General features: G+C 74.0%; 21 protein-coding genes and 3 pseudogenes. 12 read left to right on the top strand and 12 right to left on the bottom strand.

Annotated features, from left to right (window positions below; genetic code table 11):
- Window positions 1-47: 47 nt before the first annotated feature.
- Both OHB41_RS36530 and OHB41_RS36525 read right to left on the bottom strand, forming a co-directional pair.
- The gene (locus OHB41_RS36530) at window positions 48-977 is read right to left on the bottom strand and encodes a M48 family metalloprotease (RefSeq protein WP_266703275.1); all 930 of its coding nucleotides are present in this window, start codon (window positions 975-977) and stop codon (window positions 48-50) included.
- A gap of 217 nt (window positions 978-1,194) precedes the next feature.
- Window positions 1,195-1,557: pseudogene (locus OHB41_RS36525) on the bottom strand (BlaI/MecI/CopY family transcriptional regulator); the annotation flags it as partial.
- Window positions 1,558-1,657: 100 nt separating this feature from the next.
- Between OHB41_RS36525 and OHB41_RS36520 the strand changes: the two are divergent.
- The 4 genes from OHB41_RS36520 (at window position 1,658) to OHB41_RS36505 (ending at window position 5,214) form a co-directional block, all read left to right on the top strand.
- Window positions 1,658-2,419 (top strand): VTT domain-containing protein, encoded by a 762-nt coding sequence (locus OHB41_RS36520; RefSeq protein ID WP_526025003.1) that lies wholly within the window; start codon window positions 1,658-1,660, stop codon window positions 2,417-2,419.
- On the top strand, window positions 2,416-3,021 hold the full coding sequence (locus OHB41_RS36515) for a phosphatase PAP2 family protein (RefSeq protein WP_266703254.1): 606 nt from the start codon (window positions 2,416-2,418) through the stop codon (window positions 3,019-3,021). The genes OHB41_RS36520 and OHB41_RS36515 overlap by 4 nt, the downstream gene beginning before the upstream one ends.
- A 169-nt stretch (window positions 3,022-3,190) precedes the next feature.
- A complete protein-coding gene (locus tag OHB41_RS36510) occupies window positions 3,191-3,853 on the top strand; it encodes a response regulator transcription factor (protein WP_266703252.1) in 663 nt (220 codons plus the stop codon).
- Window positions 3,850-5,214 (top strand): sensor histidine kinase, encoded by a 1,365-nt coding sequence (locus OHB41_RS36505; RefSeq protein WP_266703250.1) that lies wholly within the window; start codon window positions 3,850-3,852, stop codon window positions 5,212-5,214. Before OHB41_RS36510 ends, OHB41_RS36505 begins: the two co-directional genes overlap by 4 nt.
- A 285-nt stretch (window positions 5,215-5,499) precedes the next feature.
- On the opposite strand, the gene OHB41_RS36500 is transcribed toward OHB41_RS36505, so the two are convergent.
- The 3 genes from OHB41_RS36500 to OHB41_RS36490 all read right to left on the bottom strand — a co-directional run bounded on the left by OHB41_RS36500 (window position 5,500) and on the right by OHB41_RS36490 (window position 7,739).
- Window positions 5,500-6,336 (bottom strand): COG4705 family protein, encoded by an 837-nt coding sequence (locus tag OHB41_RS36500; protein WP_266703248.1) that lies wholly within the window; start codon window positions 6,334-6,336, stop codon window positions 5,500-5,502.
- Window positions 6,337-6,609: 273 nt separating this feature from the next.
- The gene (locus tag OHB41_RS36495) at window positions 6,610-7,551 is read right to left on the bottom strand and encodes a lysylphosphatidylglycerol synthase domain-containing protein (RefSeq protein WP_266703246.1); all 942 of its coding nucleotides are present in this window, start codon (window positions 7,549-7,551) and stop codon (window positions 6,610-6,612) included.
- Window positions 7,552-7,556: 5 nt separating this feature from the next.
- A complete protein-coding gene (locus tag OHB41_RS36490) occupies window positions 7,557-7,739 on the bottom strand; it encodes a hypothetical protein (RefSeq protein WP_266703244.1) in 183 nt (60 codons plus the stop codon).
- Window positions 7,740-7,906: 167 nt separating this feature from the next.
- Here OHB41_RS36490 and OHB41_RS36485 point away from each other — a divergent pair, with 167 nt between their 5' ends.
- The 3 genes and pseudogenes from OHB41_RS36485 (at window position 7,907) to OHB41_RS36475 (ending at window position 9,618) form a co-directional block, all read left to right on the top strand.
- Window positions 7,907-8,290: a BlaI/MecI/CopY family transcriptional regulator gene (locus OHB41_RS36485; RefSeq protein WP_266703242.1), complete on the top strand. Its 384-nt coding sequence runs from the start codon at window positions 7,907-7,909 to the stop codon at window positions 8,288-8,290.
- Window positions 8,287-9,183 (top strand): M56 family metallopeptidase, encoded by an 897-nt coding sequence (locus tag OHB41_RS36480; protein ID WP_266703240.1) that lies wholly within the window; start codon window positions 8,287-8,289, stop codon window positions 9,181-9,183. Before OHB41_RS36485 ends, OHB41_RS36480 begins: the two co-directional genes overlap by 4 nt.
- 88 nt (window positions 9,184-9,271) lie before the next feature.
- A pseudogene (locus OHB41_RS36475) lies at window positions 9,272-9,618 on the top strand (VOC family protein).
- 143 nt (window positions 9,619-9,761) lie between these two features.
- On the opposite strand, the gene OHB41_RS36470 reads toward OHB41_RS36475, so the two are convergent.
- The 3 genes from OHB41_RS36470 to OHB41_RS36460 form a co-directional block, all read right to left on the bottom strand.
- A complete protein-coding gene (locus OHB41_RS36470; RefSeq protein WP_266703238.1) occupies window positions 9,762-10,643 on the bottom strand; it encodes an alpha/beta fold hydrolase in 882 nt (293 codons plus the stop codon).
- A gap of 112 nt (window positions 10,644-10,755) precedes the next feature.
- Entirely contained in the window at window positions 10,756-11,883 is a 1,128-nt protein-coding gene (locus tag OHB41_RS36465) for a sensor histidine kinase (protein ID WP_266703236.1), read from the bottom strand.
- A gap of 2 nt (window positions 11,884-11,885) precedes the next feature.
- Window positions 11,886-12,659 (bottom strand): response regulator transcription factor, encoded by a 774-nt coding sequence (locus OHB41_RS36460; RefSeq protein WP_266703234.1) that lies wholly within the window; start codon window positions 12,657-12,659, stop codon window positions 11,886-11,888.
- 104 nt (window positions 12,660-12,763) lie between these two features.
- Between OHB41_RS36460 and OHB41_RS36455 the strand changes: the two genes are divergently transcribed.
- The 3 genes and pseudogenes from OHB41_RS36455 to OHB41_RS52700 form a co-directional block, all read left to right on the top strand.
- Window positions 12,764-13,498: a glycosyltransferase family 2 protein gene (locus OHB41_RS36455; protein ID WP_266703232.1), complete on the top strand. Its 735-nt coding sequence runs from the start codon at window positions 12,764-12,766 to the stop codon at window positions 13,496-13,498.
- Complete coding sequence (locus OHB41_RS36450; protein WP_266703230.1) at window positions 13,495-14,112, top strand: TIGR04282 family arsenosugar biosynthesis glycosyltransferase; 618 nt, start codon at window positions 13,495-13,497, stop codon at window positions 14,110-14,112. The genes OHB41_RS36455 and OHB41_RS36450 overlap by 4 nt, the downstream gene beginning before the upstream one ends.
- Window positions 14,109-15,416 (top strand): annotated as a pseudogene (locus OHB41_RS52700) (class I SAM-dependent methyltransferase); the annotation flags it as partial. The gene OHB41_RS36450 and the pseudogene OHB41_RS52700, both read left to right, overlap by 4 nt.
- A gap of 173 nt (window positions 15,417-15,589) precedes the next feature.
- On the opposite strand, the gene OHB41_RS52695 reads toward OHB41_RS52700, so the two are convergent.
- Both OHB41_RS52695 and OHB41_RS36435 read right to left on the bottom strand, forming a co-directional pair.
- Window positions 15,590-16,084 (bottom strand): hypothetical protein, encoded by a 495-nt coding sequence (locus OHB41_RS52695; RefSeq protein WP_266703228.1) that lies wholly within the window; start codon window positions 16,082-16,084, stop codon window positions 15,590-15,592.
- Entirely contained in the window at window positions 16,084-17,361 is a 1,278-nt protein-coding gene (locus tag OHB41_RS36435) for a molybdopterin-dependent oxidoreductase (RefSeq protein ID WP_266703226.1), read from the bottom strand. Before OHB41_RS36435 ends, OHB41_RS52695 begins: the two co-directional genes overlap by 1 nt.
- 113 nt (window positions 17,362-17,474) lie before the next feature.
- Here OHB41_RS36435 and OHB41_RS36430 point away from each other — a divergent pair, with 113 nt between their 5' ends.
- Both OHB41_RS36430 and OHB41_RS36425 read left to right on the top strand, forming a co-directional pair.
- Window positions 17,475-18,872: a hypothetical protein gene (locus tag OHB41_RS36430; protein WP_526025002.1), complete on the top strand. Its 1,398-nt coding sequence runs from the start codon at window positions 17,475-17,477 to the stop codon at window positions 18,870-18,872.
- 55 nt (window positions 18,873-18,927) lie between these two features.
- On the top strand, window positions 18,928-19,548 hold the full coding sequence (locus OHB41_RS36425) for a TetR/AcrR family transcriptional regulator (protein ID WP_266703224.1): 621 nt from the start codon (window positions 18,928-18,930) through the stop codon (window positions 19,546-19,548).
- A 102-nt stretch (window positions 19,549-19,650) separates the two neighbouring features.
- On the opposite strand, the gene OHB41_RS36420 is transcribed toward OHB41_RS36425, so the two are convergent.
- Together OHB41_RS36420 and OHB41_RS36415 are read right to left on the bottom strand one after the other, a co-directional pair.
- Window positions 19,651-20,253 (bottom strand): GOLPH3/VPS74 family protein, encoded by a 603-nt coding sequence (locus OHB41_RS36420; RefSeq protein WP_266703222.1) that lies wholly within the window; start codon window positions 20,251-20,253, stop codon window positions 19,651-19,653.
- Window positions 20,254-20,508: 255 nt separating this feature from the next.
- Window positions 20,509-20,811 (bottom strand): muconolactone Delta-isomerase family protein, encoded by a 303-nt coding sequence (locus OHB41_RS36415; RefSeq protein WP_266703220.1) that lies wholly within the window; start codon window positions 20,809-20,811, stop codon window positions 20,509-20,511.
- Between the last annotated feature and the right edge of the window lie 26 nt (window positions 20,812-20,837).

Genomic DNA, 20,837 nt, shown 5'->3' with positions numbered 1-20,837 from the left:
GGCGTCCGCGGCTCGACACGCTGCACCGGCGTCCGTGGCCGGGACCGTCAGCGGGGCTCCTCGCCCTGGGCGACCTCCACCTCGTGGTGGAAGGCGAGGACGCCGGTGGCCGCCGTGCCGGCCGAGGCGGTCGCGCAGGCGGCCAGCAGAAGGGCGATCCATGGGGCGGCACGGCGGCGCTGCCGGGGAGCCGCGAGGAGGGCCGCGACCCGCTGGGGCACGGGCCCGGTGGTGGCCGCGGGGGCGAAGTCGGGGCGCCCGGAGCGGGCGGAGGAGGCGGCGAGGGCGGCACGCGCGATGGCGCGCGCGGTCAGCCGCCGGTCCCCCACCACGGCGGCGGCGGCCTCGTCGGCGGCGCGTTCGGCGGCGAGCGCGATGACCGCGCGGACCGGGCGCAGCCCGGGATGGCAGTGCGCCGCAAGCTCGGCGAGGACGAGGAACCGGTGGTGGCCGCCGGCGTTGTGGGCCCGCTCGTGGGCGAAGAGCACCTCGCGTTCGTCGGCTCCGAGGCTGCGGAGCATTCCCGTCGTGACGACGATGCGGTGGGGGCGGCCGGGCAGCGCGTACGCGTCCGGGTGGGGCGACTCGATCACGCACAGGTCGCCCGCGGCGGGGCGGCCGTCGGCCTCGGTGCGGGCCGCGCGGAAGGCGCGCAGCTGCCGCAGGGCGGAGCGGACGAGTGTGCCGGCGCCGAGGGTCAGCAGGCCGGTGGCGGCCGTCGCCAGGGGGAGGACGACGAGGTCGGACGGGGTGCGCAGCGGCCGGACGAGGTCGCCGAGGCCCGCGAGGAACGGCAGTTTGAGCAGGCCGGTGAGGACCAGTGCGCCGAGGGCGGCCACGGAGGAGCCGGCCAGCACGAGGACCGTGAGGGTCAGCGTCCACAGCGCCGCGACCGGCGTGATCCGGTCGAGGCAGCGCCGGGCCGCCACCGGTACCGCGAAGGGCACCAGGAGCGGGATGAGCAGCAGAGCGGTCATGACCCACCGATCGTAGTTGCGTGCCAGGTTCCGGTTACTGGTCCTGCTCGCCGCGTCCGCGTTCCGGTCGTCCATCTGACGCCGGCCGTCCGTCCGGTGTCGGCTGCCCGTCCGGTGCCGGATGCCCGTCCGATACCGGATGCCCGTCCGATACCGGATGCCCGTCCGATGCCGGCCGTCCGTCCGGTGTCGGCTGCCCGTCCGATGCCGGATGCCCGTCCGGTTCCAGCAGGCCGCGCAGGAGACGCTCGTCGTCGGGGCTGAGCTGGGCGACGAACCGGGCCAGCGCCGTCTCGCGGTCCTCGTCCCGGTCGAGCTCGGTGTGCATACGGCGAGCGGTGAGCCCGTGCGGGTCCTGCACGGGGTAGTAGGCGAAGCCGCGGCCCTGTCGTTCCCGGCCGACGATCCCCTTCTCGTGCAGCCTGGACAGGATCGTCGTCACCGTCGTGCGGGCCAGACCCGTCCCCAGCCGCGTCTGCACCCCGCCCGGCGTGAGGGGTGCGTCGGCGGCCCAGAGGGCGGCCATGACGGAGGCCTCGAGCTCACCCGCCGGCCGGCGTTCGTCCTTCGCGCTGGTCATGGGAACGATCCTCACCCCGATATCGTCTACAGTTCAGTAGACCGTCTACAACATTGTAGTCAGTCGGGTGTCGTCACGACCACACCCGTCCCTGTCCAGTATGAGAGGGCTCGCGACGATGGCCGCACCTTTGTTCGCAGCATCACAGCTCGCGACACATCTCGGATCACAGGCCGGATCACAGGTCGGGGCGGACCTCGGATCCCGGTTCGGGTCCGAGCTCGCGGTGAATGTGCTCAGCGCCCAGTCCCTGCTCGCCGCCTTCGGCGTCCTGGGGGTGGGCGTGGTGATGTTCGCGGAGACGGGCCTGCTGATCGGCTTCTTCCTGCCCGGTGACTCGCTGCTGTTCACGGCGGGCCTGCTCTGCACGGGGTCGGGCCAGGCCGGTCTGAAGCTGTCGCTGCCCGCGCTGCTGGTCGCCGCCGCGGTCGGTGCGCTGGCCGGCGCCCAGTGCGGCTATCTCATCGGGCGCAAGGCGGGCGGCGCCCTGCTGGCCCGCAGCGGCTCGCCCCGGTTGCACGCGGGAGCGGAGCGCGCGGAGGAGCTGCTGGACCGGTACGGGCACGCGAAGGCGATCGTGCTGGCCCGCTTCGTGCCGGTGGTGCGTACCGTGCTGAACCCGATGGCGGGCGCGCTCCAGGTGCCCGTCCGCACGTTCACCGTGTGGCAGATCGTCGGCGGCCTGGTCTGGAGCCTCGGCCTCACCCTCGCCGGGTACGCGCTGGGCTCGTCCATTCCGAACGTCGACCGGTACCTCCTGCCGATCATCGCCGTGATCGTCGTCGTGTCGCTGATCCCGCTGGCCGCCGAGCTCCGCCGCTCGCGCAGGGCCGCCGCCGCGGAGAGGGGCGCACAGGGATGACGCTCGCGTTCGACGGGTCGTCGATCGACGGCTCCTCCTACACCTACGTCGTGGGCCTCGCCCAGGACGCACCGTCGTGGCTGGACACACTGGTGCGGGCCTGGTCGACGTACGGTCTCGCGGTCTTCGCCGTCCTCATGCTCGTGGGCTGGTGGCAGGCGCGGCACCACAGCGCCGGGGCCGCGGTGATCGCGCTCATGGTGCCGGCGATCGTCGTGGTGGCGTACGGGGTGAACTCGGTGTTCAAGCTGCTCGTCCGCGAGGACCGGCCCTGTCGGAGCCTGCGGGTGAGGACGCTGGAGGCGTGTCCGGCGCCGGGCGACTGGTCGTTCCCCAGCAATCACGCCGTCATCGCCGCCGCGGCCGCGGTCGCCCTGCTCTGCGTCTCCCGCCGGCTCGGCACCGTCGCCCTGGTGGCAGCGTGCGCCATGGCCGTAGCCCGGGTCTGGGTGGGCGCCCACTACCCGCACGACGTGGCGGCCGGCCTCCTGGTCGGCACGCTGATCGCGAGGGCGCTGACGACGTCCCTCGGCAGGGTCTCCGACCCGCTGGCGAGCCGGCTGACGCGATCCCGGCTCCGACCGCTGCTGGCCCCGGCGTAGCACTGTCGGACGGACGGGACCGGCACCGGCACCGGCGTAACCCCGCCGGACACCCGTGCATCGCCGCACCGCCGTGAGGCCGTGACACCGTGACGCCGTACGGGAACGGAACCGGCAGGGCCAGCAGGGCCGGCAGGGCCGGCAGTACGGAAACGGCTGGAGGAGGACCATGCGCCACACGATCCTGGTCGTCGAGGACGATCACGCCCTGCGGGACGTCCTGCTGCGCGGCTTGCACGACGAGGGCTTCGACACCCTGCCCGCCCCGGACGGCGCGACCGCGCTGCGGCTGGCGGGGGCCGGGGTCGGCGCGGCCGTGCTCGACGTCGGGCTGCCCGACGCGGACGGGCGGGACGTGTGCCAGGCGCTTCGGGCGAACGGCTTTCTCTCGCCCGTGATCTTCCTGACGGCCCACCATCACCTGACAGACCGGCTGGCGGGCTTCGCGGCCGGTGGCGACGACTATCTGCCCAAGCCGTTCCATCCGACGGAGCTGGCCGCCCGGCTGCGAGCGGCGCTCAGACGCGGCGGTTCGCTCCCGTCCGCCACGACCGGTGACGTCGTCCTGGACCCGGTCGGGCACGGCCTCACCGTGCGGGGCAACCGGGTCGCCCTCACCCCGACCGAGTTCCGGCTGCTGGCGGCGCTGATGGCGGGCTCCGGGGACATCGTGCGCCGGCGGGAGCTGATCAGGGCGGCCTGGCCCGAGGGCGCCCAGGTCAGTGACAACACCCTGGACCAGTATCTGACCCGGTTGCGCCGCAAGCTCCGGGACGGCGGCAGCACGCTGACCGTCACCACCGCGCGCGGCATCGGCCACCGCCTGTCATGAGGGCCTTCGCAGCCCGGTGGTGGCCGCGCACCCTGCGCGGCCGGCTCTCGCTGGTCGCGCTCACCACCGCGACGCTCCTCATGGTGATCCTCACCGTCGCGTTCAACACGGTCGTACGACATCACCTCCAGCACCAGGCGGACGACGAACTGCGCACCCGCGCCGCCGCCGTCGCGGCGACCGTCGACACCAGCGCCTCGCGGGTGCGGGTCCTGGAGACCCCGGGCGAGGAGCTCCTCGACACGAACGTCTGGATCTACGCGGGCGGCAGGCTGCTCGAAAAGCCTCCGTCCGCCACCGGCACCGGCCCCCTGACCCGTGCCGCCGGCCGCCTCGCGGGGCGCGGCGGCCGGCACTGCGTGACCGCCCCCGGTCACCACGCCGTCCGGCTGTGCTCACAGCCGGTGCCCGGCGGCAGGGACGGCACGGCCGTCGTCACCGCGCTGGACCTGTCCCCCTACCGCGGCTCGGCCGACACCCTGCTGCTCGCCTCCCTCGTCCTCGACGCAGCCATGCTCGTCTGCACCTACGGGCTGACCCGGCTGGCGGTGGGACGCGCGCTGCGTCCCGTACGCACGATGACGGAGCAGGCCACCCAGTGGAGCGCCATCACCTCCGAGGAACGTTTCGGCGGCGTGGCCCGCCCCACCGAACTGGCCCGGCTGGGCGGTTCGCTGGACGCGCTCCTCGACCGCATCCGGGCACTGCTGCGCCACGAGCGTCAGCTCACCCGGGAGCTGTCGCACGAGCTGCGCAATCCGCTCGCCCGTATCGTCGCCGAGCTCGACTGGTGGCAGGCCCGTCCGCGCGCCGCCGAGGACACCCTGGCCGTCCACGCGGCCATCGCCGACGCGGCCCTGTCGATGCGCACGATCTGCGACACCCTGCTCGACGAGGCCCGCGACAGCGCGTCCACGGCGCCCGGTACGGCCACTGTGGGGCCCGTGCTCGGACGCCTGGTGGACCGCCTCGGCAGTGCGCGCGGGCGGGTGGAGGTCGTCGTCACCGTTCCGGACGCCGGGCTGACGGCCGGGGCGCCGGACGCCCTCCTGGAGCGGATCGTCAGCCCCCTGCTCGACAACGCGTTGCGGCACGCACGCACCAGGGTCGGGATCCTGGCCCAGGGGGAGCCCGGCGGCGTACGCGTCGAGGTCACCGACGACGGTCCCGGCGTACCGCCGTCGTTCGAGGCGCAGTTGTTCCAGCCCGGCCGTCGGGGCGATCCGGGGGACGGACACGGCGGAGCGGGCCTGGGACTGCCGCTCGCGCGACGTCTGGCCCGGTCCGCCGGCGGGGAGGTGCACCACGATCCGCGGCACACCCCCGGCGCGGCGTTCGTGGTCAGCCTGCCCGCGGGCTGAGCGGGCGCCTTGCGGCGGGCCGAGCACCCGGTCCCGGTTCTCCCGCGGGCCGAGCACCCGGTCCCGGTTCTCCCGCGGGCCGAGCACCCGGTCCCGGTTCTCCCGCGGGCCGATCGGTCGCCTTCCCCGCACGCGGGCCGGGCCTTCCCGACGCAGAACGATCGCCTCACGACGGGCCGAGCACTCGGCTCTCCCGCGAGCCCGTCGGCCGCCTTCCCCGCACCCACACGCAGCGTCGGCCCTCGCGCGGGCTGCGCGGTTCAGCTTTCGCGCGGGCCGAGCGGGTCAGCCCTCCCGCGGGCCGAGCGCTCGCTCGGGCTCGGCGACGACGTCCTTGCGCGTCGTCGCGAGGTACACCACCAGGGCCAGGATGACGGCCAGGAACAGCACGCTCGTGATCACGGTGCCGAAGCCCAGGCCGCCGTCGCCGGTGGGCTGCGAGAGGTAGTCACCGATCGAGGCGCCGAGCGGCCGGGTCAGGACGTAGGCGATCCAGAAGGCCAGGACGGCGTTCAGACCGAGCGCGAAGCGGGCGACGGCCACGGCGGCGATGGCGAGGCCGAACAGGACGGCGGAGACCCAGTATCCGAGGGCCATCCTCTCGGCGACCAGGTCACCGGCCGCGGTGCCCAGCGCGAAGGTGAACAGGACGGCCAGCCAGTAGTAGGCCTCGCGGGACACGGTGTCGATGCTGTGGATGGACAGCGTGCGCTCGCGGCGGTACCAGACGGCGAAGACGATCGCGAGGGCGACGGAGAACACGGCGGTGCTGGTGGTCAGCGGTACGCCCAGGTTGTCAGTCAGGTTGTCGCTGATCAGGGTGCCGACGACGCTGATGAGGGCCACCGCGAGCCAGTAGACGCCGGGGTGGTAGGCCTTGGTCCGGAACTGGACGACGAGCACCGCCGCCAGCAGCGCGCTCATCAGCAGCGACACGCCGGTCAGGCCCATGCCCAGTTTCTCGTTCAGGAGGTCCGCCGCGGTCTCGCCGACCGTGGTGCAGAGCACCTTGATGATCCAGAAGTACGCGGTGACCTCGGGAACCTTGTTCCAGCGCAGGCGGTGGCCGGGGGCGGCACCGGTGTGCGCGTACGCCCCGGTCGTCTCGGAAGTCTCAGTCATGGGGCCCGACCCTGCCAGCGGGATCCTGAACACATCCTGACCACGCGGCGGCCCGCCGCACCGCCCCGCACCACCCGGCTCCGCCCCGCATCGCGTCGCGCCACCCGCCTCCGCCCCGCATCGCGTCGCGCCACCCGGCTCCGCCCCGCACCACCCCGCCGCGCTCCGGCCGCCCCGCGCCGGTTCGCGCCCTCCCGGAGTCCGCGGCCCACGACCCGGTGGCGGCACGGCCGGCTTCTCGAACCCCGGCCGGCCGACAGCGGCCCCGTTCGTTCAGAGCACCCGGCGACGCGCCAGTACCGCCAGCACGACCAGGCCCGGCACCAGTGGCAGCCACACCGTCAGGAGCCGGTAGCCGAGGACCGCGGACGCCGCCGCGCCGCCCGGCGCTCCGGTCAGGGTGAGGGCCAGGGCGAGGGCCGCGTCCAGCGAGCCGATTCCGCCGGGGGTGGGCAGCAGCACGGCGGCGCTGCTCGCGGCGAGGTAGGCCAGCGCCACCCGGGCCGGTGGCACCGGGAGTTCGAGGGCCTGGGCGACCGCGACGACCACGGTGGCGTGCAGCGCCGCGAAGGCCAGCGAGCCACCCCACAACGCGGCCGCGCGCGCTGGGATCTCGTGCACGGCGCGCACGTCCGCCAGGACGGCCCGCACCGCGCGCCGCGCCGGTCCCCGCAGGAGCAGGACGGCGGTCGCGGCCACCACGCCCGAGACCGCGACGGCGGTCACGGGGAGGTCCGGCAGACGCAGTACACCGGGGCAGGCCGACGCGAGGACGGCGATCAGGAAGGCGCGCGCGACGGCTCCGGCGGTGGCCTTCACCCCGAGCGCGGTCGCCGACCGGGCGACCGGCAGTCCGCACCGGGTCAGGAAGCGCAGGTTGACCGCGCCCGCCCCGAGGCCGGCGGGCAGCACGTGGTTGGCCGCGGACGCGGCGAACTGCGCGGCGACCAGCCGTCCGGCGGGCAGGGGCCGGGTCACCGCGCCCTGCTGTGCGAGGGCCGAGCACACCCACGTCCCTCCGGTGGCGACGGCCGCGACGAACAGCCAGCCGTGGTCGGCGACGGCCAGCCGGTCGGTCCCGGTCTCGATCACCGGCCAGTGGTGCCGCGCGAGATAAGCGGCGCCGGCCAGGACGGCGAGCGTCAGCGCGGCGTGCAGGAGGGCCCGCCTGTTCAGGGGTGTCGTGGTGGTGCCGGGCGGGAGGGACGACGCCATGCCGCTCAGCCTCCCTGGACGGCGGGGGCGAGGCGTACGCGCCGGCGGCCGGCTGTGTGCGGTCGCCCCGTACGGGCGTACGCGGATGAATGGCCGCCCGGCGCGGTGGGCACCTCGACCGGCATCCGCTGTCCGGCCCGCACGACGGGTGCGGCGCCGGCGAGCGGCGGGTTCACGGTCTTGACCATCGTCCACCTTTCACCCTACAAAGCGTAGGGTTATACACCCTACAAGACGTAGGGCGCCGAGGTCGAAGTCGCAGGAAAAATGGGTCGGATCGGAGTGAAACGGGTGGGGGCGCTCTCCGTCGGTCCTCACCACCGTCCGCACCACTACGCGCTGTAAGGTGGCGAACATGGCTGGCACAGGCCCCCACGGGAGGGCGGAACGGCGCAGCGCCGGCGCGTTGGAGAGCGAGGTCCTCGCCGCCCTCTGGGCCACCGACGAAGCCCTCACCCCCGCCGAGATACAGAGTGAGATCGGCGGTGGTCTCGCCTACAACACCGTGCACACCATCCTCAAGCGCCTGTACGACAAAGGTCTGGTGCTGCGGGACGTCGACGGCCGGCGCGGCGCGTACCGGCCCGCCAAGAACGCGGCCGAACTCACCGCCGAGGCCATGCACGAGGCACTGGACCGCGGGCCGGACCCGATCGCGGCCCTCCAGCAGTTCGTCACCGGGCTGAGCCCCCGGGAGGAAGAAGCCCTGCGCGACCTCCTCGGGGGGAGCGGACCGTGAGAATCAACGTCTACATCCCCCTTTTCCTGCCGCTGCTGCTGACGGCCGCCGCGGCACAGGTGGGCCGGCGGATCTCCCCCGCGCCGGCCGCCCGCGTCCTCACCGTCGCGGCCGTACTGACGGCTGCCGCCTCCACCTGGGCGCTGCTCCTGCTCGCCGCCACCCTCGTCGACGAGGCGCCGCTCGTGGCCACCGAGACCGGCGAGACGGGCCGGCGCCTGCCCGAACCGGTGCCGGTGGCGATCGCCGTCGCCGCGATCACCCTCCTCTGGCTGATCGCCTTCCGGCTCGTACGGACCCTGCGCGCCCACTGGGCGACCCGCCGCGTCCTTGAACGGCTGTGCGAGGGACACCCCCCGGACAGCGAACTCGTCGTCGCCGCGTCCTCGACCCCCCGGGCCTTCGCGATCCCGGGGACGCCGGGCCGGATCCTGGTCACGTCCGCCATGCTCGGCGCGCTGGAACCGGCGGAGCGGCGGGTCCTGCTGGCCCACGAGCGCGCCCATCTCGCCCACCGGCACTCGATGCTGTCGACCGCCGTGACACTGGCCGCCGCGGCCAACCCGGTGCTGGAGCCGGTGCGCATCACCGTCACCTTCCTCGTGGAGCGCTGGGCCGACGAGGAAGCCGCGCGCAGTGTCGGCGACCGGCATACCACCGCGCGCGCCCTCGCCCGAGCCGCCCTCGTGTCCCAGCGGGCCCGGCCGGGCTGCGCCCTGAACTTCTCCGAACACGCCGTCACCCGCCGGATCGCCGCACTGCAGACGGCTCCGCCTCCCAACCTGTGGTCCATCGGCGTGGCCGTGCTGGCACTCGCCGCCCTGTCCGCGCTCGGCGCGCTGGACGCCACCGGCGATCTGCTGCGCCTGCTGGGCGAGTCACTGGCGTACTAGGGCGTATCGAAGGCGCCTGCGGCGGTGGACGTGGCGTAGTACTCCTGGGGAGACGCAAAGACAGGGTCGTTCTCGTTCGGAGTCATCGATGGCCGTTCGCCGAGTCGCGCCCGGCATCCGGTCGAAGACCCCGCAGGAGAGCCGGGAGTTCTATGGCCTGCTGGGCCTCCAGGAGGTCATGACCACGGCTGGATCATGACGCTCGCCTCGCCGTCCGGTCCGGCGGCGCAGGTCAGCGTCATGACCGGCGACAAGACCGCACCTGTCGTTCCCGACATGAGCGTCGAGGTGGACGACGTGGACGCGGCTCATGCGGTCATGCGGGAGAGCGGTGCGGAGATCATCCATCCCTTGCAGGACGAGGAGTGGGGCGTGCGGCGGTTCTTCGTTCGCGACCCCGATGGACGGGTGGTCAATGTGCTGGGCCATCGCTGACCGCCCTCCGCGCCTCTGGTGAACGTGCTGGGCACAGCCACTCGTTGACAGCCACTCGTGGACAGCCACTCATGGACAGCCGCGACCGGGTCGGTTGCGCCATGACGGACAGCGGGTTCCTCGTGGCGCGCCACCGAGCGCGCTCAGCTCGTGTGCGTGTCCAGGGCGGCGATGATCTCGGGCCAGAGTTCGCGGGGGCGGTCGTGTCCCATGTCGGGGAGCAGCAGGAGCCTCGCTCCGGGCACCAGGTCGGCCGTGCGCTTTCCGCCGCTGGGATCGATCAGGGTGTCGTCCAGGCCATGGATCACCAACGTCGGTACGCGAAGGTCGCGGAGGGCGTCGGCGCGTGAGCCACCGAGGATCATCGCGCCGAGTTGCCGCCCGGCACCGGCGGGGTGGTAGCCGCGGTCGTAGCTCTCGGCAGCCAGCTCACGAAGGAGTGTGGCGTCGCCGTAGCGTCTGGACGCCCAGACCAGTTCCCTGTCCGCCGCCGCGACATACCCTTCCCGGTCTGTCGGCTTCGGGCCGAAGAGGACTGCCTGGGCCTCGTCGCCGGGGCGGCCGTAGTCGGGCTCGCCGGTCGAGGACATCATCGACGTCAGGGTCAGTACGCGGGCGGGACGGCTGATGGCCATCGTCTGGGCGATCATGCCGCCCATGGAGGATCCGACCACGTGAGCGCGTTCGATTCCGAGCGCGGTGAGCAGGCCGAGGCCGTCGTCGGCCATGTCCTGGAGCGTGTAGGGCACCATCGCGAGGGCGGACGCGATGTCGCCCGAGCTCACAGCGTCGATGAACCGGCCCATGTCCACGGGGTGTTCGTCGAACCTGGTGGACAGCCCGCAGTCGCGGTTGTCGTACCGGATCACATGGCGTCCACGTTCCGCGAGCGCACGGCAGAAGTCCTCGTGCCAGGCGATCATCTGGGCGCCGAGGCCCATCACGAGCAGGACTGCCGGATCGGAGGAGTCGCCGAACGTCTCGTACGCGAGGGACACTCCGGGCGCGACTTCAGTGATCGACATGCTGTGAGTGTCGCAGCGCCGCCCGGCTGGGCGCATCCGGTATTCGCGGTGCCCGACGGGGCGTTCGGTGGAGGATCGACCGAGGCCCGGCGCCACCGGAGACCACAGCGTGTCACCGCGCCGACAGGGCCGGGCCGGCCAGCGGGAGGGTGACCTCGAAGCGGCAGCCGCCGGGGACGTTGTGCACGGCGGCCCGCCCTTGGTGGGCCTCCACGATGCCGCGGACGATCGCCAGGCCCAGACCCGCCCCGGCGGGCGGGGTGCGCGCGTGGCTGCCGCGCCAGCCGGTGTCGAAGACGCGCGGAAGATCCTCCTCGGGGATTCCCCCGCAGCCGTCGGTGACGGACAGCACCACACCCTGGTCCGACCGCTCCGCGGCGATCGCCACCGTGCCGTCGGCCGGTGTCCGCCGGATCGCGTTGACGAGGAGGTTGCCGAGGACACGGCTCATCTCCTTGCCGTCCACCTCGACCGGCACCGGCTCGACGCGGTCGCCGACCAGCCGCACCCCGTACTCGCGGGCGAGCGGGTCGACGCCCGCGAGGGCGTCGCCCACGAGGTCGTACACGGAGATACGGGAGGGGGACAGGGCCAGGCTCCCCGCGTGTATGCGGGAGAGTTCGAAGAGATCGCCCACCATGTCGTTGAGCCGTTCGACCTCGGTGCGCATCTGCCGCAGATAGCGGTTCGGGTCGGCGGCGACGCCGTCCTCCAGCGCCTCCGACATCGCGCGGAGCCCGGCGAGCGGGGTGCGCAGATCGTGCGAGATCCACGCGACGAGTTCACGGCGTGAGGTCTCCAGGGCCCGTTCGCGGTCCCGTGACTCGGCGAGCTTCACACTGGTGGCCGCCAACTCACGCCCCAGCGCGGCGAGTTCGGCAGTCGCCGGACCGTCGGGGGCCGCGAAGTCACCGCCGTCGCCGAAGGAGCGGGCGGCCAGCGTCAGGTCCCGGCTGCGGGCCACGACCCATCGGCCCAAGAGCAGCGCGGTGGCCAGCGAGACGACGGCCGCCATCGCCACCACCGTCGTGACGACGGTCAGGTCGTGCGAGGACAGGAACATCGCCCACGCCACGGCGAGCGTCCCCGCGAGCATCGCGGTCACCCCCACGGCGGCGACCACGGCGAGGGACGCGGTCAGCGAACGTCGCCGGATCAGCCACAGCGTGCCCGCGCCGAGCAGACCGGCCCCCGCGGCGCCGAGAAAGGCGAAGAGGGCGATGAGCAGGATGTCACGCATGGTCAGACCGCCTCCGCGGACGTCGTGGCGTCGAAGCGGTAGCCCACGCCCCACACCGTCTGGATCAACCGGGGCCTCGCCGGATCGTCCTCGACCTTCCCGCGCAGCCGCCGTACGTGCACGGTGACCGTCGAGAGGTCGCCGAAGTCCCAGCCCCAGACCTCACGCATCAGGTCCTCGCGGCTGAACACCCGCCCGGGGTGCCGGAGGAAGAAGGCGAGGAGGTCGAACTCCCTTGTCGTGAGCGCGAGTTCGACGCTCCCCTTGGTGGCGCGACGGGCGGCCGGGTCGAGGCCGAGACCGGCCGCGTGCAGCGGGTGCGCCGAGGTGGCGGGACGCGCGCGGCGCAGTACGGACTCCACGCGCAGCACCAGTTCCCGGGGGCTGAACGGCTTGGTGACGTAGTCGTCGGCGCCCACCTCCAGACCGAGGATCCGGTCGTCCTCGTCGCCCCGCGCGGTGAGCATGATGACAGGCACGGGACCGCGTCCGCGCATGCGCCGGCACACCTCGAGGCCGTCCATCCCGGGCAGCATCAGGTCCAGCACCACCAGGTCGGGCCAGTGCGCGGCGGCACGGGCGAGCGCCGCGGGCCCGTCCGCGGCACGGTCCACGAGGTAGCCCGCGCGGTCGAGGTAGCCGGAGACGACCTCGGCGACGGTGGGGTCGTCGTCGACGACGAGGACACGCGCTGTGCCCCCGTGGCCGCCCGGGGCGGTTGCGGCGCCGGGTACGGCCTCGGGTCCGGTAGCTGCGGATTCGTACGGCTCATGCATGGCTTCAGCCTCCCACCGGCTCCGGCTCCGTGCGGCCCTCCCCCGCGCGACGTCCGCGTTTCGTAAGGAGCCGAAGACCGATATGTCTCTTTCGCGTTCGTAGGGTGAGAGCCGTGACGACCTCTCCCCCGGCGGACCCCGTAGTCGACGTGGTCCTGCCCTGTCTGAACGAGGCCGAGGCCCTGCCCTGGGTGCTCGCCCGCATTCCGTCCGGCTGGCGCGCGCTGGTCGTGGACAACGGGTCCACGGACGGCTCGGCAGAACTGGCCCGCAGTCTCGGCGCGACCGTCGTGCGCGAGACGCGCCGCGGATTCGGCGCCGCCTGCCACGCCGGGCTGACCGCGGCCACCGCCGACATCGTGTGCTTCTGCGACTGCGACGCCTCCCTCGACCCCTCCCTGCTCGTGCCCTTCGTACGCGAGGTGCGCGACGGCACGGCCGACCTGGTGCTGGGGCGCCGACGCCCGCAGGGGCGGGGCGCGTGGCCCGCGCACGCCCGGGCCGGCAACCTCGCGCTCGCCCGGATGCTCCGCCGCCGTACCGGACTCGGCCTGCACGACCTGGGCCCGCTGCGGGCCGCTCGCCGCGAACCGCTGCTCGCGCTCGGTCTCACGGACCGCCGCAGCGGCTATCCGCTGCAGATGGTCGTGCGTGCCGCCGACGCCGGCTGGCGCGTCACGGAGCACGACGTGCCGTATCTCCCGCGCACCGGCGCCTCCAAGGTCACCGGCACCTGGCGCGGAACCTGGCAGGCGGTACGGGACATGCGCCGCGTGCTGGCCGAGCCGCCCGTCCCGTCCCGAGCCCCCGCCCCGTCCCCAGGAGGAACCACCCCGTGAGCACCCTGCTCGTCATCGCCAAGGAACCGCGGCCGGGACGGGTGAAGACCCGGCTCACTCCGCCGTTCACGCCCGGCCAGGCGGCGACGCTCGCCGAGGCGGCCCTCATGGACACCCTGCTCGCGGTGGCGGCGACGCCCGCGCGACGCCGGGTGCTGGTGCTCGACGGCGTGCCGGGTCCCTGGCTGCCGCCCGGCATCGACGTCGTACCGCAGTGTGCGGGCGACCTGGACGAACGGCTGGCCGCCGCCTTCGCGGACTGCGCCGGCCCCGCCCTGCTCATCGGTATGGACACCCCACAGGTGACGCCGGAACTCCTCACCGTGGACTTCGCGGACTGCGACGCGTACTTCGGACCGGCCGAGGACGGCGGCTTCTGGGCGCTGGGGCTCGCCGTCCCGGACCCGGACCTGGTGCGGGGCGTACCGATGTCCACGGCCACCACCGGCGCGGCGCAGCGGGAGCGGCTGACCGCGGCGGGGCTGCGTGTCCGCGATCTGCCGCGCCTGCGGGACGTCGACACGGCGTACGACGCCGGGCTCGTCGCCGCCGCGGCACCGGGCGGCCGGTTCGCCGCCGAACTCGCCCGGCTCGAAGCCGGGGCCCAGCGATGAGCGCGGCACGCGGACGCGCCTCCGTCCCCGGCCCTGCGGGAGGCCCGACCGCCGGCCTCACGGGAGGCCGGACCACCGGCCCCACGGGAGGCCACGCCTCCGGACCCACAGGAAGCCGGACCACCGGCCCCACAGGAGGCCCCACCACCGGCCCCACAGGAAGCCGGACCACCGGCCCCACAGGAGGCCCCACCACCGGCCCCACAGGAAGCCGGACCACCGGCCCCACAGGAGGCCCCACCACCGGCCCCACAGGAAGCCGGACCACCGGCCCCACAGGAGGCCCCACCACCGGCCCCACAGGAAGCCGGACCACCGGCCCCACAGGAGGCCCCACCACCGGCCCCACAGGAAGCCGGACCACCGGCCCCACAGGAGGCCCCACCACCGGCCCCACAGGTGGAGGGACCACGGGCCGCGCGGGCCGGACGTCGGCGACGACCGCGGCCGCGCCCGCGCCCGCGCGCGGCGCGACGGGCGGCACGCCTGCCAGAACGGCTCCCGCGGACCGGGCGCCGGCCGGCGCGCCGGGCCACCCCGAACCCGACCTCGCGGGGCGGCCCGAACCGGACCTCACCGGACGGTCCGAACCCGCGCTCGCTCGACGCCCCGGGCGGGGCCTCGCACCATTCCCCGAACCCGACCCGGCCGGGCACCCCGACCCGGACCTGCCGCAACACCCCGAACCCACCCACGCCCGGAACCCCGAACCCACCCACGCCCAGCGCTCCGAGCCCACCGCCGGCCGGCAGCCCAAGCCCACCCCCGCCAGGCACCCCGAGTCCAGCGCCGCCAGGCACCCCGAGTCCGGCCCCGCCGGGCACCCCGCCCGGCGCCCCGGACGGCGGGCCGTGCCCGGTGTCCCGCCCGCGTCGTCGGCCGGCGAGCAGGCCGCCCCCTGGTCCAGCGACCCGTACGCCGACGCGCTGCGTGTCGGGCGTGGCCCCCTCTATCTGCGCCGGACCGACGGCTGGCTGCTGCCGCTGGAGGTGGAGCGGTGGTGTGCCGGGGCCGACACCGCGGATCTGGAGGTGCTGCGGCGCTGCGAGGGAGCCGTGCTCGACGTGGGATGCGGACCCGGCCGGCTGATCGCGGCACTCGCCGCACAGGGGCGGCGGGCCCTGGGCATCGACGTCAGCGAGGCCGCCGTCGAGCACACCGTCCGGCTCGGCGGACAGGCACTGCACCGGTCGGTCTTCGAGTCCGTGCCGGGAGAGGGCCGCTGGGGCACCGCGCTCCTGATCGACGGCAACCTCGGGATCGGCGGCGACCCGGCGGCCCTGCTCGACCGGGTGGACCAACTCCTGTCACCTGGAGGTCTGTTGATCGTCGAGACGGTGCCCGTCGATGTCGACGAACGGGTACGGGTGCGCGTCGCCGACGGCCGGGGAGCCGCCGGTACGCCCTTCCTCTGGGCCCGCCTGGGCACCCCGGCGCTGCTCCGGCACGCGCGGCGCGCCGGCTGGCACGCCGACGGTCAGTGGTCGACCGGCGGCCGCTCCTTCGTCGCCCTGCGCAGCCGCAGCGCGAGCAGCGCGGCGGAACCGCCGAACAGCACCGCCGTGATCAGCAGCCAGCGGGCCAGGAAGCCGTCGCCCGACAGGCCGGTGGCGGACTGGTAGCGGTCCGCCATCTGCCCGCTGACCAGCGGGAACCACACCAGCAGCAGAAGGCAGGAGAAGGCCGCCGGGACCCGGACGTAGATCGTCCACTCCCGGCGGCCGACCGCGCGCAGCCCCTGCGTGAGGACCCGGTCCGCGCCCGCGTACAACGGCACGAGCACCAGGTCGTGCAGGAGCGCCGCGCCGACGAACCACAGCGTCACGCCGAACCAGTCACCGGAGAGCAACCGCACCCCCGCGTACCCGGCGAGCGCGAAGGAGCAGGCCGGCAGGAGGATCTGCAGCGGACTGCCCAGAGGCGGCCGGCGGAGCGCGGGCAGCCGGCCGGCGAGAGACACGTATCGCTTCATCACAGGTCTCCGAACGTCATCCGGGCCACCCATTTGGTGTTGAGCACGCCGGGCGCCGCGGGAACGATGACGCGCGCGGGGTAGCCGTGGTCGGGGGTCAGGTCCTCGCCGTTGACGGACAGGGCGAGCAGGGAACGCGGGTCGCGCACCTGGTTGTGGCGCAGGGCGCCCCGGCGGAACGCCCCGTGCCGCTGGAGCGACTCCACCAGCACGTCGGGCGCCGTGCCGTGCTCGTACCCGACGAGCGTCGCGAGATCCCGCAGCGGCACCCCCCGCCACCACTGGTCGGAGGTGGACCAGCCCTCCACGCAGGCGATGGGCAGCGCCGAGCTGTGCGGGGGCAGCCGCAACAGGTCGGCCCGGCTCAGCCGGACGGTCCCGGTGCGGCCGACGACGACGAGCCGCCAGGCGTCCTCATCCGTCTCGCGCGCGTCGATCCCGGCGTAGGCGGCCGTCTTGTTGATCTGGAACCCGCCCGGCCCCGAGCCCGGTTCGGGGCCGCCGTGCGGGGCGAGCACGGCGGTCTGCCGCAGCGGCGCGTCGAAGCTGTGCCCGGCCGTCGTCACGAACAGGAGCAGCGAACCGCCGCCCACCAGCCCCACGGCGCCGCGTCGTGACACGGTGGGTTCGGCGGGGTCGGGCGACACCAACTCATCCTGCTCCGGGGGGAGTTCACCGATACCGGCACCGGGGGTGCCGTTCTCGGCGCGCATCCGGCGCACGTTGCGCAGGGCCGCGGGTGTCTTCAGTACGGCGTGCGCGACGAACGCGGCGATGAACACCCAGGCCCCGTAGAAGTGCAGCGGGTAGAAGGAGCCGGGGAAGAGGTAGTCGAGCTGGATGTTCAGCACGCCCGTCGTGAACTCGAAGAGCGCGCCGCCGACCAGCAGGAGCAGCGAGATCCGCTCCAGCGCGTGGGCGAGGGACCGGGCGGGCGGCAGCACGAACAGCTTGGGGACGACCGACCACAGTTTCGCCAGGAGTACGGGGACGAGGGTGATCCCGAGCGTGACGTGGACGCCCTGGGTGAGCCGGTACAGCCACGACGGGTGCGTCGGCCAGGAGAAGAGATAGAAACCGAGGAGCCCCTTGTCGGGAGTCTGGTCGTTCACCGGGGCCAGGTCCGGGTTGTAGGCGGCGTACGACAGCAGTCCCGTCAGGAACAGCACCGTGATCCCGCCGAGCAGCACGATGCCGAGCACGGAGGTGAACCAGGGGCCGCGCACGGGACTGCGCCAGAACGCGGGCGAGGTGGGGAGGAGGGGAGGCCGTGGCATGCCCCGACCGTAGGGCGGAGAAGGCCCCCAAAAGGGTCTTCGAACCATGACGAAACCCTGACGTCCGTCCCGGTGGCGGTGCCTCAGGGGGGATCGCGGCCTAGCGTGCCGGTGTGAACCGCGATCTTCTCCGCGACCGTCCCCGCGATCTCTCCCCCGACCTCCCCCGCGGCTCGCTCCGCGATCTTCTCCTCGACCTGTCGGCGGTCCTCGCCGCCGCACTGCTCGTCACGGCGGCCGCCCTGGTCGGCACCGCCGTCCAACGCCGTGACCATTCGCTCTTCGTAGGGTGGCCTCCCCTGTTCGCGCAGTGGGAGCCGCACGTCGGACCCGGTACCCCGGCCGCCCTCGTGGTCGCCGTCGCCGTCGTGGCGTACGGACCGCTCCTCGCCGCGCGCCTGCCCTGGCGCCCGCTGCTGTGCCTCGCCTGGGGCACCACGACGGCCTGGACGTTCTCCCTCGGCCTGGTCGACGGCTGGCAGCGCGGCATCGCCGGACGGCTGACGACCACGAACGAGTACCTCACCGTCGTCGACCGCTTCCACGACATCCCCGCCACGCTGCGGGACTTCACCCACCACATCGTGAGCCAGTCCCCCGCCCCCTGGCCCGCGCACATCGCCGGACACCCGCCCGGGGCCACCCTCACCTTCGTCCTGCTGGACCGGATCGGTCTGGGCGGTGGGGGCTGGGCCGGCATGTGGTGCGTCACCGTCGGCTCGACGGCCGCGGTCGCGGTCCTGGTCACCGTGCGTGTGCTGGCCGGGGAGGCCCTCGCCCGCCGTGCCGCCCCCTTCCTCGTCCTCGCGCCGGCCGCCGTGTGGGTGGGCGCCTCCGCGGACGGGTACTTCGCGGCGGTCGCCACCTGGGCCGTCGCGTTCCTCGCCCTCGCGGTGACCGGTTCCCGCCCGCGGGCGACCGGACTCGTCGCAGGGCTCCTGCTCGGCGTCACCGCCTATCTCTCGTACGGGCTGGTGCTGTACGCGGTGATCGCCGGCGCCGTCCTGCTGCTCGGCTCCCGACGGCTGCGTCCCCTCCCCTACGTCGTCGCCGGAGCGGCCGTGGTGCCGGTGGTGTTCACCCTGCTCGGCTTCGACTGGTGGGAGGCGTACCGTCTGCTGGTCACGCGCTACTACCAGGGGGTCGGCGGGGTCAGACCGTACGGCTACTGGGTGTGGGCGAACCTCGCGTGCACCGTGCTGATCGTGGGCCCGGCGACGGTGGCAGGGCTGCGGCGGGCCGGCGCCGCCCCGGTGCGCGGGGGCGTCCGCGGCTTTCTGCGCCCGCCCTCCGCCGAACCCCGCCTCGCCCTGCTCGCGCTCGCCGCCCTGCTCGCCCTCCTCGCCGCCGACCTCTCCGGGATGAGCAAGGCGGAGACGGAACGCATCTGGCTGCCGTTCGCGATGTGGCTGCTCCCGGCCGCCGCCCTGCTGCCCCGGCCGCGTGCCTGGCTCGCCGCGCAGGCCGCCCTCGCGCTGCTCCTGAACCATCTGCTGCTGACCGGCTGGTGACCCCGGCCCGGGGAGGCCCGGGACCGGGGTAGACGACCGGTCGTACACTGACCTCATGGGACGGACCAGCGACGCTCGCGAGAAGATACTCAGCACCGCGCAAGCGCTCATCGAGCTGCGCGGTTACTCGGCCCTGGGCGTGGCCGAGATCTGCAAGGCGGCCGGTGTGCCCAAGGGCAGTTTCTACTACTTCTTCGAGTCGAAGGAAGCTCTCGCGCTGGCCGTGATCGACGAGCACTGGACCGGCCAGCGGCGGGCCTGGGCGCAGATCCTGAACGGCGGCGAGGAACCGCTGCGCCGGCTGTGGCTGCTGTTCGAGGCGACCGAGGCCGGCCAGCTCGCCGGGCAGCAGAGCTGCGGCACCGTCTCGGGCTGCCTGTTCGGGAACCTCACCCTGGAGATGAGCAACCACACCGAGGCCATCCGCACCCGGCTGCAGGAGATCTTCGACGAACAGGTCGAGATGGTCGCCGCGGTCGTCGGCGAGGCGCTCGGGCGCGGGGAGGTCGCCGTGGCCGACGCCCGGGAAGCGGCGCGGGCGGTGGTCGCCCAGCTGGAGGGGCAGGTGCTGTTCGCCAAGCTCTACAACAACACGCACCGGCTCGGCGCGCTGTGGGCGAACTGCCTGGCCCTGCTCGGCGCGCGTCCGCCGCGGGAGGCCGTGGCCGCGGTCTGACCGCGCACGCCTGCCGATGGGCGGGCGGGCCTCCCGGAAGGATCCGCCGGCCGCTCCCTCGGCGTACCGGCCTTCAGCTGATCGCCCTTCGCCACCGTGCCGTCACGGTGCCCGCCAGATGTTGTCGAAGGCCGCGTTCTCGATGCTGCGCCGCTGCCGTACGGCTTCGAGTTCCGTCTCCGCGTCGTGCACGGCGTCCAGCACGGTCCCGACCGCTTCGTCGGCGGGAGCGGCACCCTCGCCGTCCGGGTGTTCGATGCCCACGGCGGCCGCCAGCCCGACCAGGACGGGATCACCCTTCGACCAGCGGTCCTCCGCGTGGCGCCGGGCCGGCGAGTCGACCCGTTCCGCCGGGCCGCCGCGCAGCGGATTCCAGCGACGGCGCCCGGGGGCGACCGGTGTCTGTGCCTCGACGGCGGCCCGGTAGGCCGCGAACAGGTCACGCCCCCGGCGCCACAGCCAGTCCTCCACCGACTCGTACGGCTCCTGCCGGACGAGCGACGACACCGCCTCCGACAGCAGGGCGTCGTCCATGGTCCACGGTGCGCCGGGCACGATGAGGTCGTCGTCCAGGGTGAGGGCCCCTGCCTCGATGAGGTCGACCAGCTCGGCCCCGGCGAGGGCCAGCGACAGGTCGCCCTGCCCGATGTCACGGCTGGACGTGACGTCCGTGGCGATGATCAGCAGGTCCTGCGGTGTGGTCATGTCGGACTCCACGTCGGAGACATCGGTGGCGGGTCGCGTGCGCCGGTGGCGCACCTGCGCCGGCCCGGCCACGGCTCGGTTCCCCAGGGAACCGCGCCCGCCGGGCTCCGGCACGAGGTCCGCGAGCCTGCCCGCCCGTACGGTGCGGCATCCCGTACTACCACCATGTGGTGCGGGAAGGCGACACGCAGCACGGCCGCGGCCACGGTACCCGTCACGGCGTCAACGCCCCCGTGGGCGCGGTGGCGGGCGTCGTCAGGATTCGGTGGCGGCCCGCCCGGGGTCGTTCGGGTGGGACTCCAGCGCGGTGACGTTCAGGGTCATCCAGGAGCGCAGCGGGAGCGTGCCGAGCACCTTCACGTGGAGTTCGTCCTCGTCGGCGGCCCGCCAGATGCCGAGGCTGCGCAGCTCACCGACCGGCCGCCACAGCCGGGCGAGATGGCCGGTGGCGGCCAGCTCCCGGGCCCGGACGGCTTCGGCGGCGCGCCGGCGGTCGACCTCGTCCTGGCTGGTGCCCTCGGGGATCGTGGTGGTGATCTCGACCAGGAACTCTCGCATGATCCCGCTCCGCTCGGTGGGGCGTC

The sequence above is a fragment of the Streptomyces sp. NBC_01571 genome (assembly GCF_026339875.1).
In the GTDB taxonomy this organism is placed as follows: domain Bacteria; phylum Actinomycetota; class Actinomycetes; order Streptomycetales; family Streptomycetaceae; genus Streptomyces.
This window is presented reverse-complemented; position numbering and strand designations above follow the sequence as displayed.

Excerpts from the sequence above, each read along its gene's own strand:
- OHB41_RS36530 (WP_266703275.1), bottom strand. The coding sequence starts at position 977 with ATGACCGCTCTGCTGCTCATCCCGCTCCTGGTGCCCTTCGCGGTACCG.
- OHB41_RS36520 (WP_526025003.1), top strand. The coding sequence starts at position 1,658 with ATGAGAGGGCTCGCGACGATGGCCGCACCTTTGTTCGCAGCATCACAG.
- OHB41_RS36515 (WP_266703254.1), top strand. The coding sequence starts at position 2,416 with ATGACGCTCGCGTTCGACGGGTCGTCGATCGACGGCTCCTCCTACACC.
- OHB41_RS36510 (WP_266703252.1), top strand. The coding sequence starts at position 3,191 with ATGCGCCACACGATCCTGGTCGTCGAGGACGATCACGCCCTGCGGGAC.
- OHB41_RS36505 (WP_266703250.1), top strand. The coding sequence starts at position 3,850 with ATGAGGGCCTTCGCAGCCCGGTGGTGGCCGCGCACCCTGCGCGGCCGG.
- OHB41_RS36500 (WP_266703248.1), bottom strand. The coding sequence starts at position 6,336 with ATGACTGAGACTTCCGAGACGACCGGGGCGTACGCGCACACCGGTGCC.
- OHB41_RS36495 (WP_266703246.1), bottom strand. The coding sequence starts at position 7,551 with ATGGCGTCGTCCCTCCCGCCCGGCACCACCACGACACCCCTGAACAGG.
- OHB41_RS36490 (WP_266703244.1), bottom strand. The coding sequence starts at position 7,739 with ATGGTCAAGACCGTGAACCCGCCGCTCGCCGGCGCCGCACCCGTCGTG.
- OHB41_RS36485 (WP_266703242.1), top strand. The coding sequence starts at position 7,907 with ATGGCTGGCACAGGCCCCCACGGGAGGGCGGAACGGCGCAGCGCCGGC.
- OHB41_RS36470 (WP_266703238.1), bottom strand. The coding sequence starts at position 10,643 with ATGTCGATCACTGAAGTCGCGCCCGGAGTGTCCCTCGCGTACGAGACG.
- OHB41_RS36465 (WP_266703236.1), bottom strand. The coding sequence starts at position 11,883 with ATGCGTGACATCCTGCTCATCGCCCTCTTCGCCTTTCTCGGCGCCGCG.
- OHB41_RS36460 (WP_266703234.1), bottom strand. The coding sequence starts at position 12,659 with ATGCATGAGCCGTACGAATCCGCAGCTACCGGACCCGAGGCCGTACCC.
- OHB41_RS52695 (WP_266703228.1), bottom strand. The coding sequence starts at position 16,084 with ATGAAGCGATACGTGTCTCTCGCCGGCCGGCTGCCCGCGCTCCGCCGG.
- OHB41_RS36435 (WP_266703226.1), bottom strand. The coding sequence starts at position 17,361 with ATGCCACGGCCTCCCCTCCTCCCCACCTCGCCCGCGTTCTGGCGCAGT.
- OHB41_RS36425 (WP_266703224.1), top strand. The coding sequence starts at position 18,928 with ATGGGACGGACCAGCGACGCTCGCGAGAAGATACTCAGCACCGCGCAA.
- OHB41_RS36420 (WP_266703222.1), bottom strand. The coding sequence starts at position 20,253 with ATGACCACACCGCAGGACCTGCTGATCATCGCCACGGACGTCACGTCC.
- OHB41_RS36415 (WP_266703220.1), bottom strand. The coding sequence starts at position 20,811 with ATGCGAGAGTTCCTGGTCGAGATCACCACCACGATCCCCGAGGGCACC.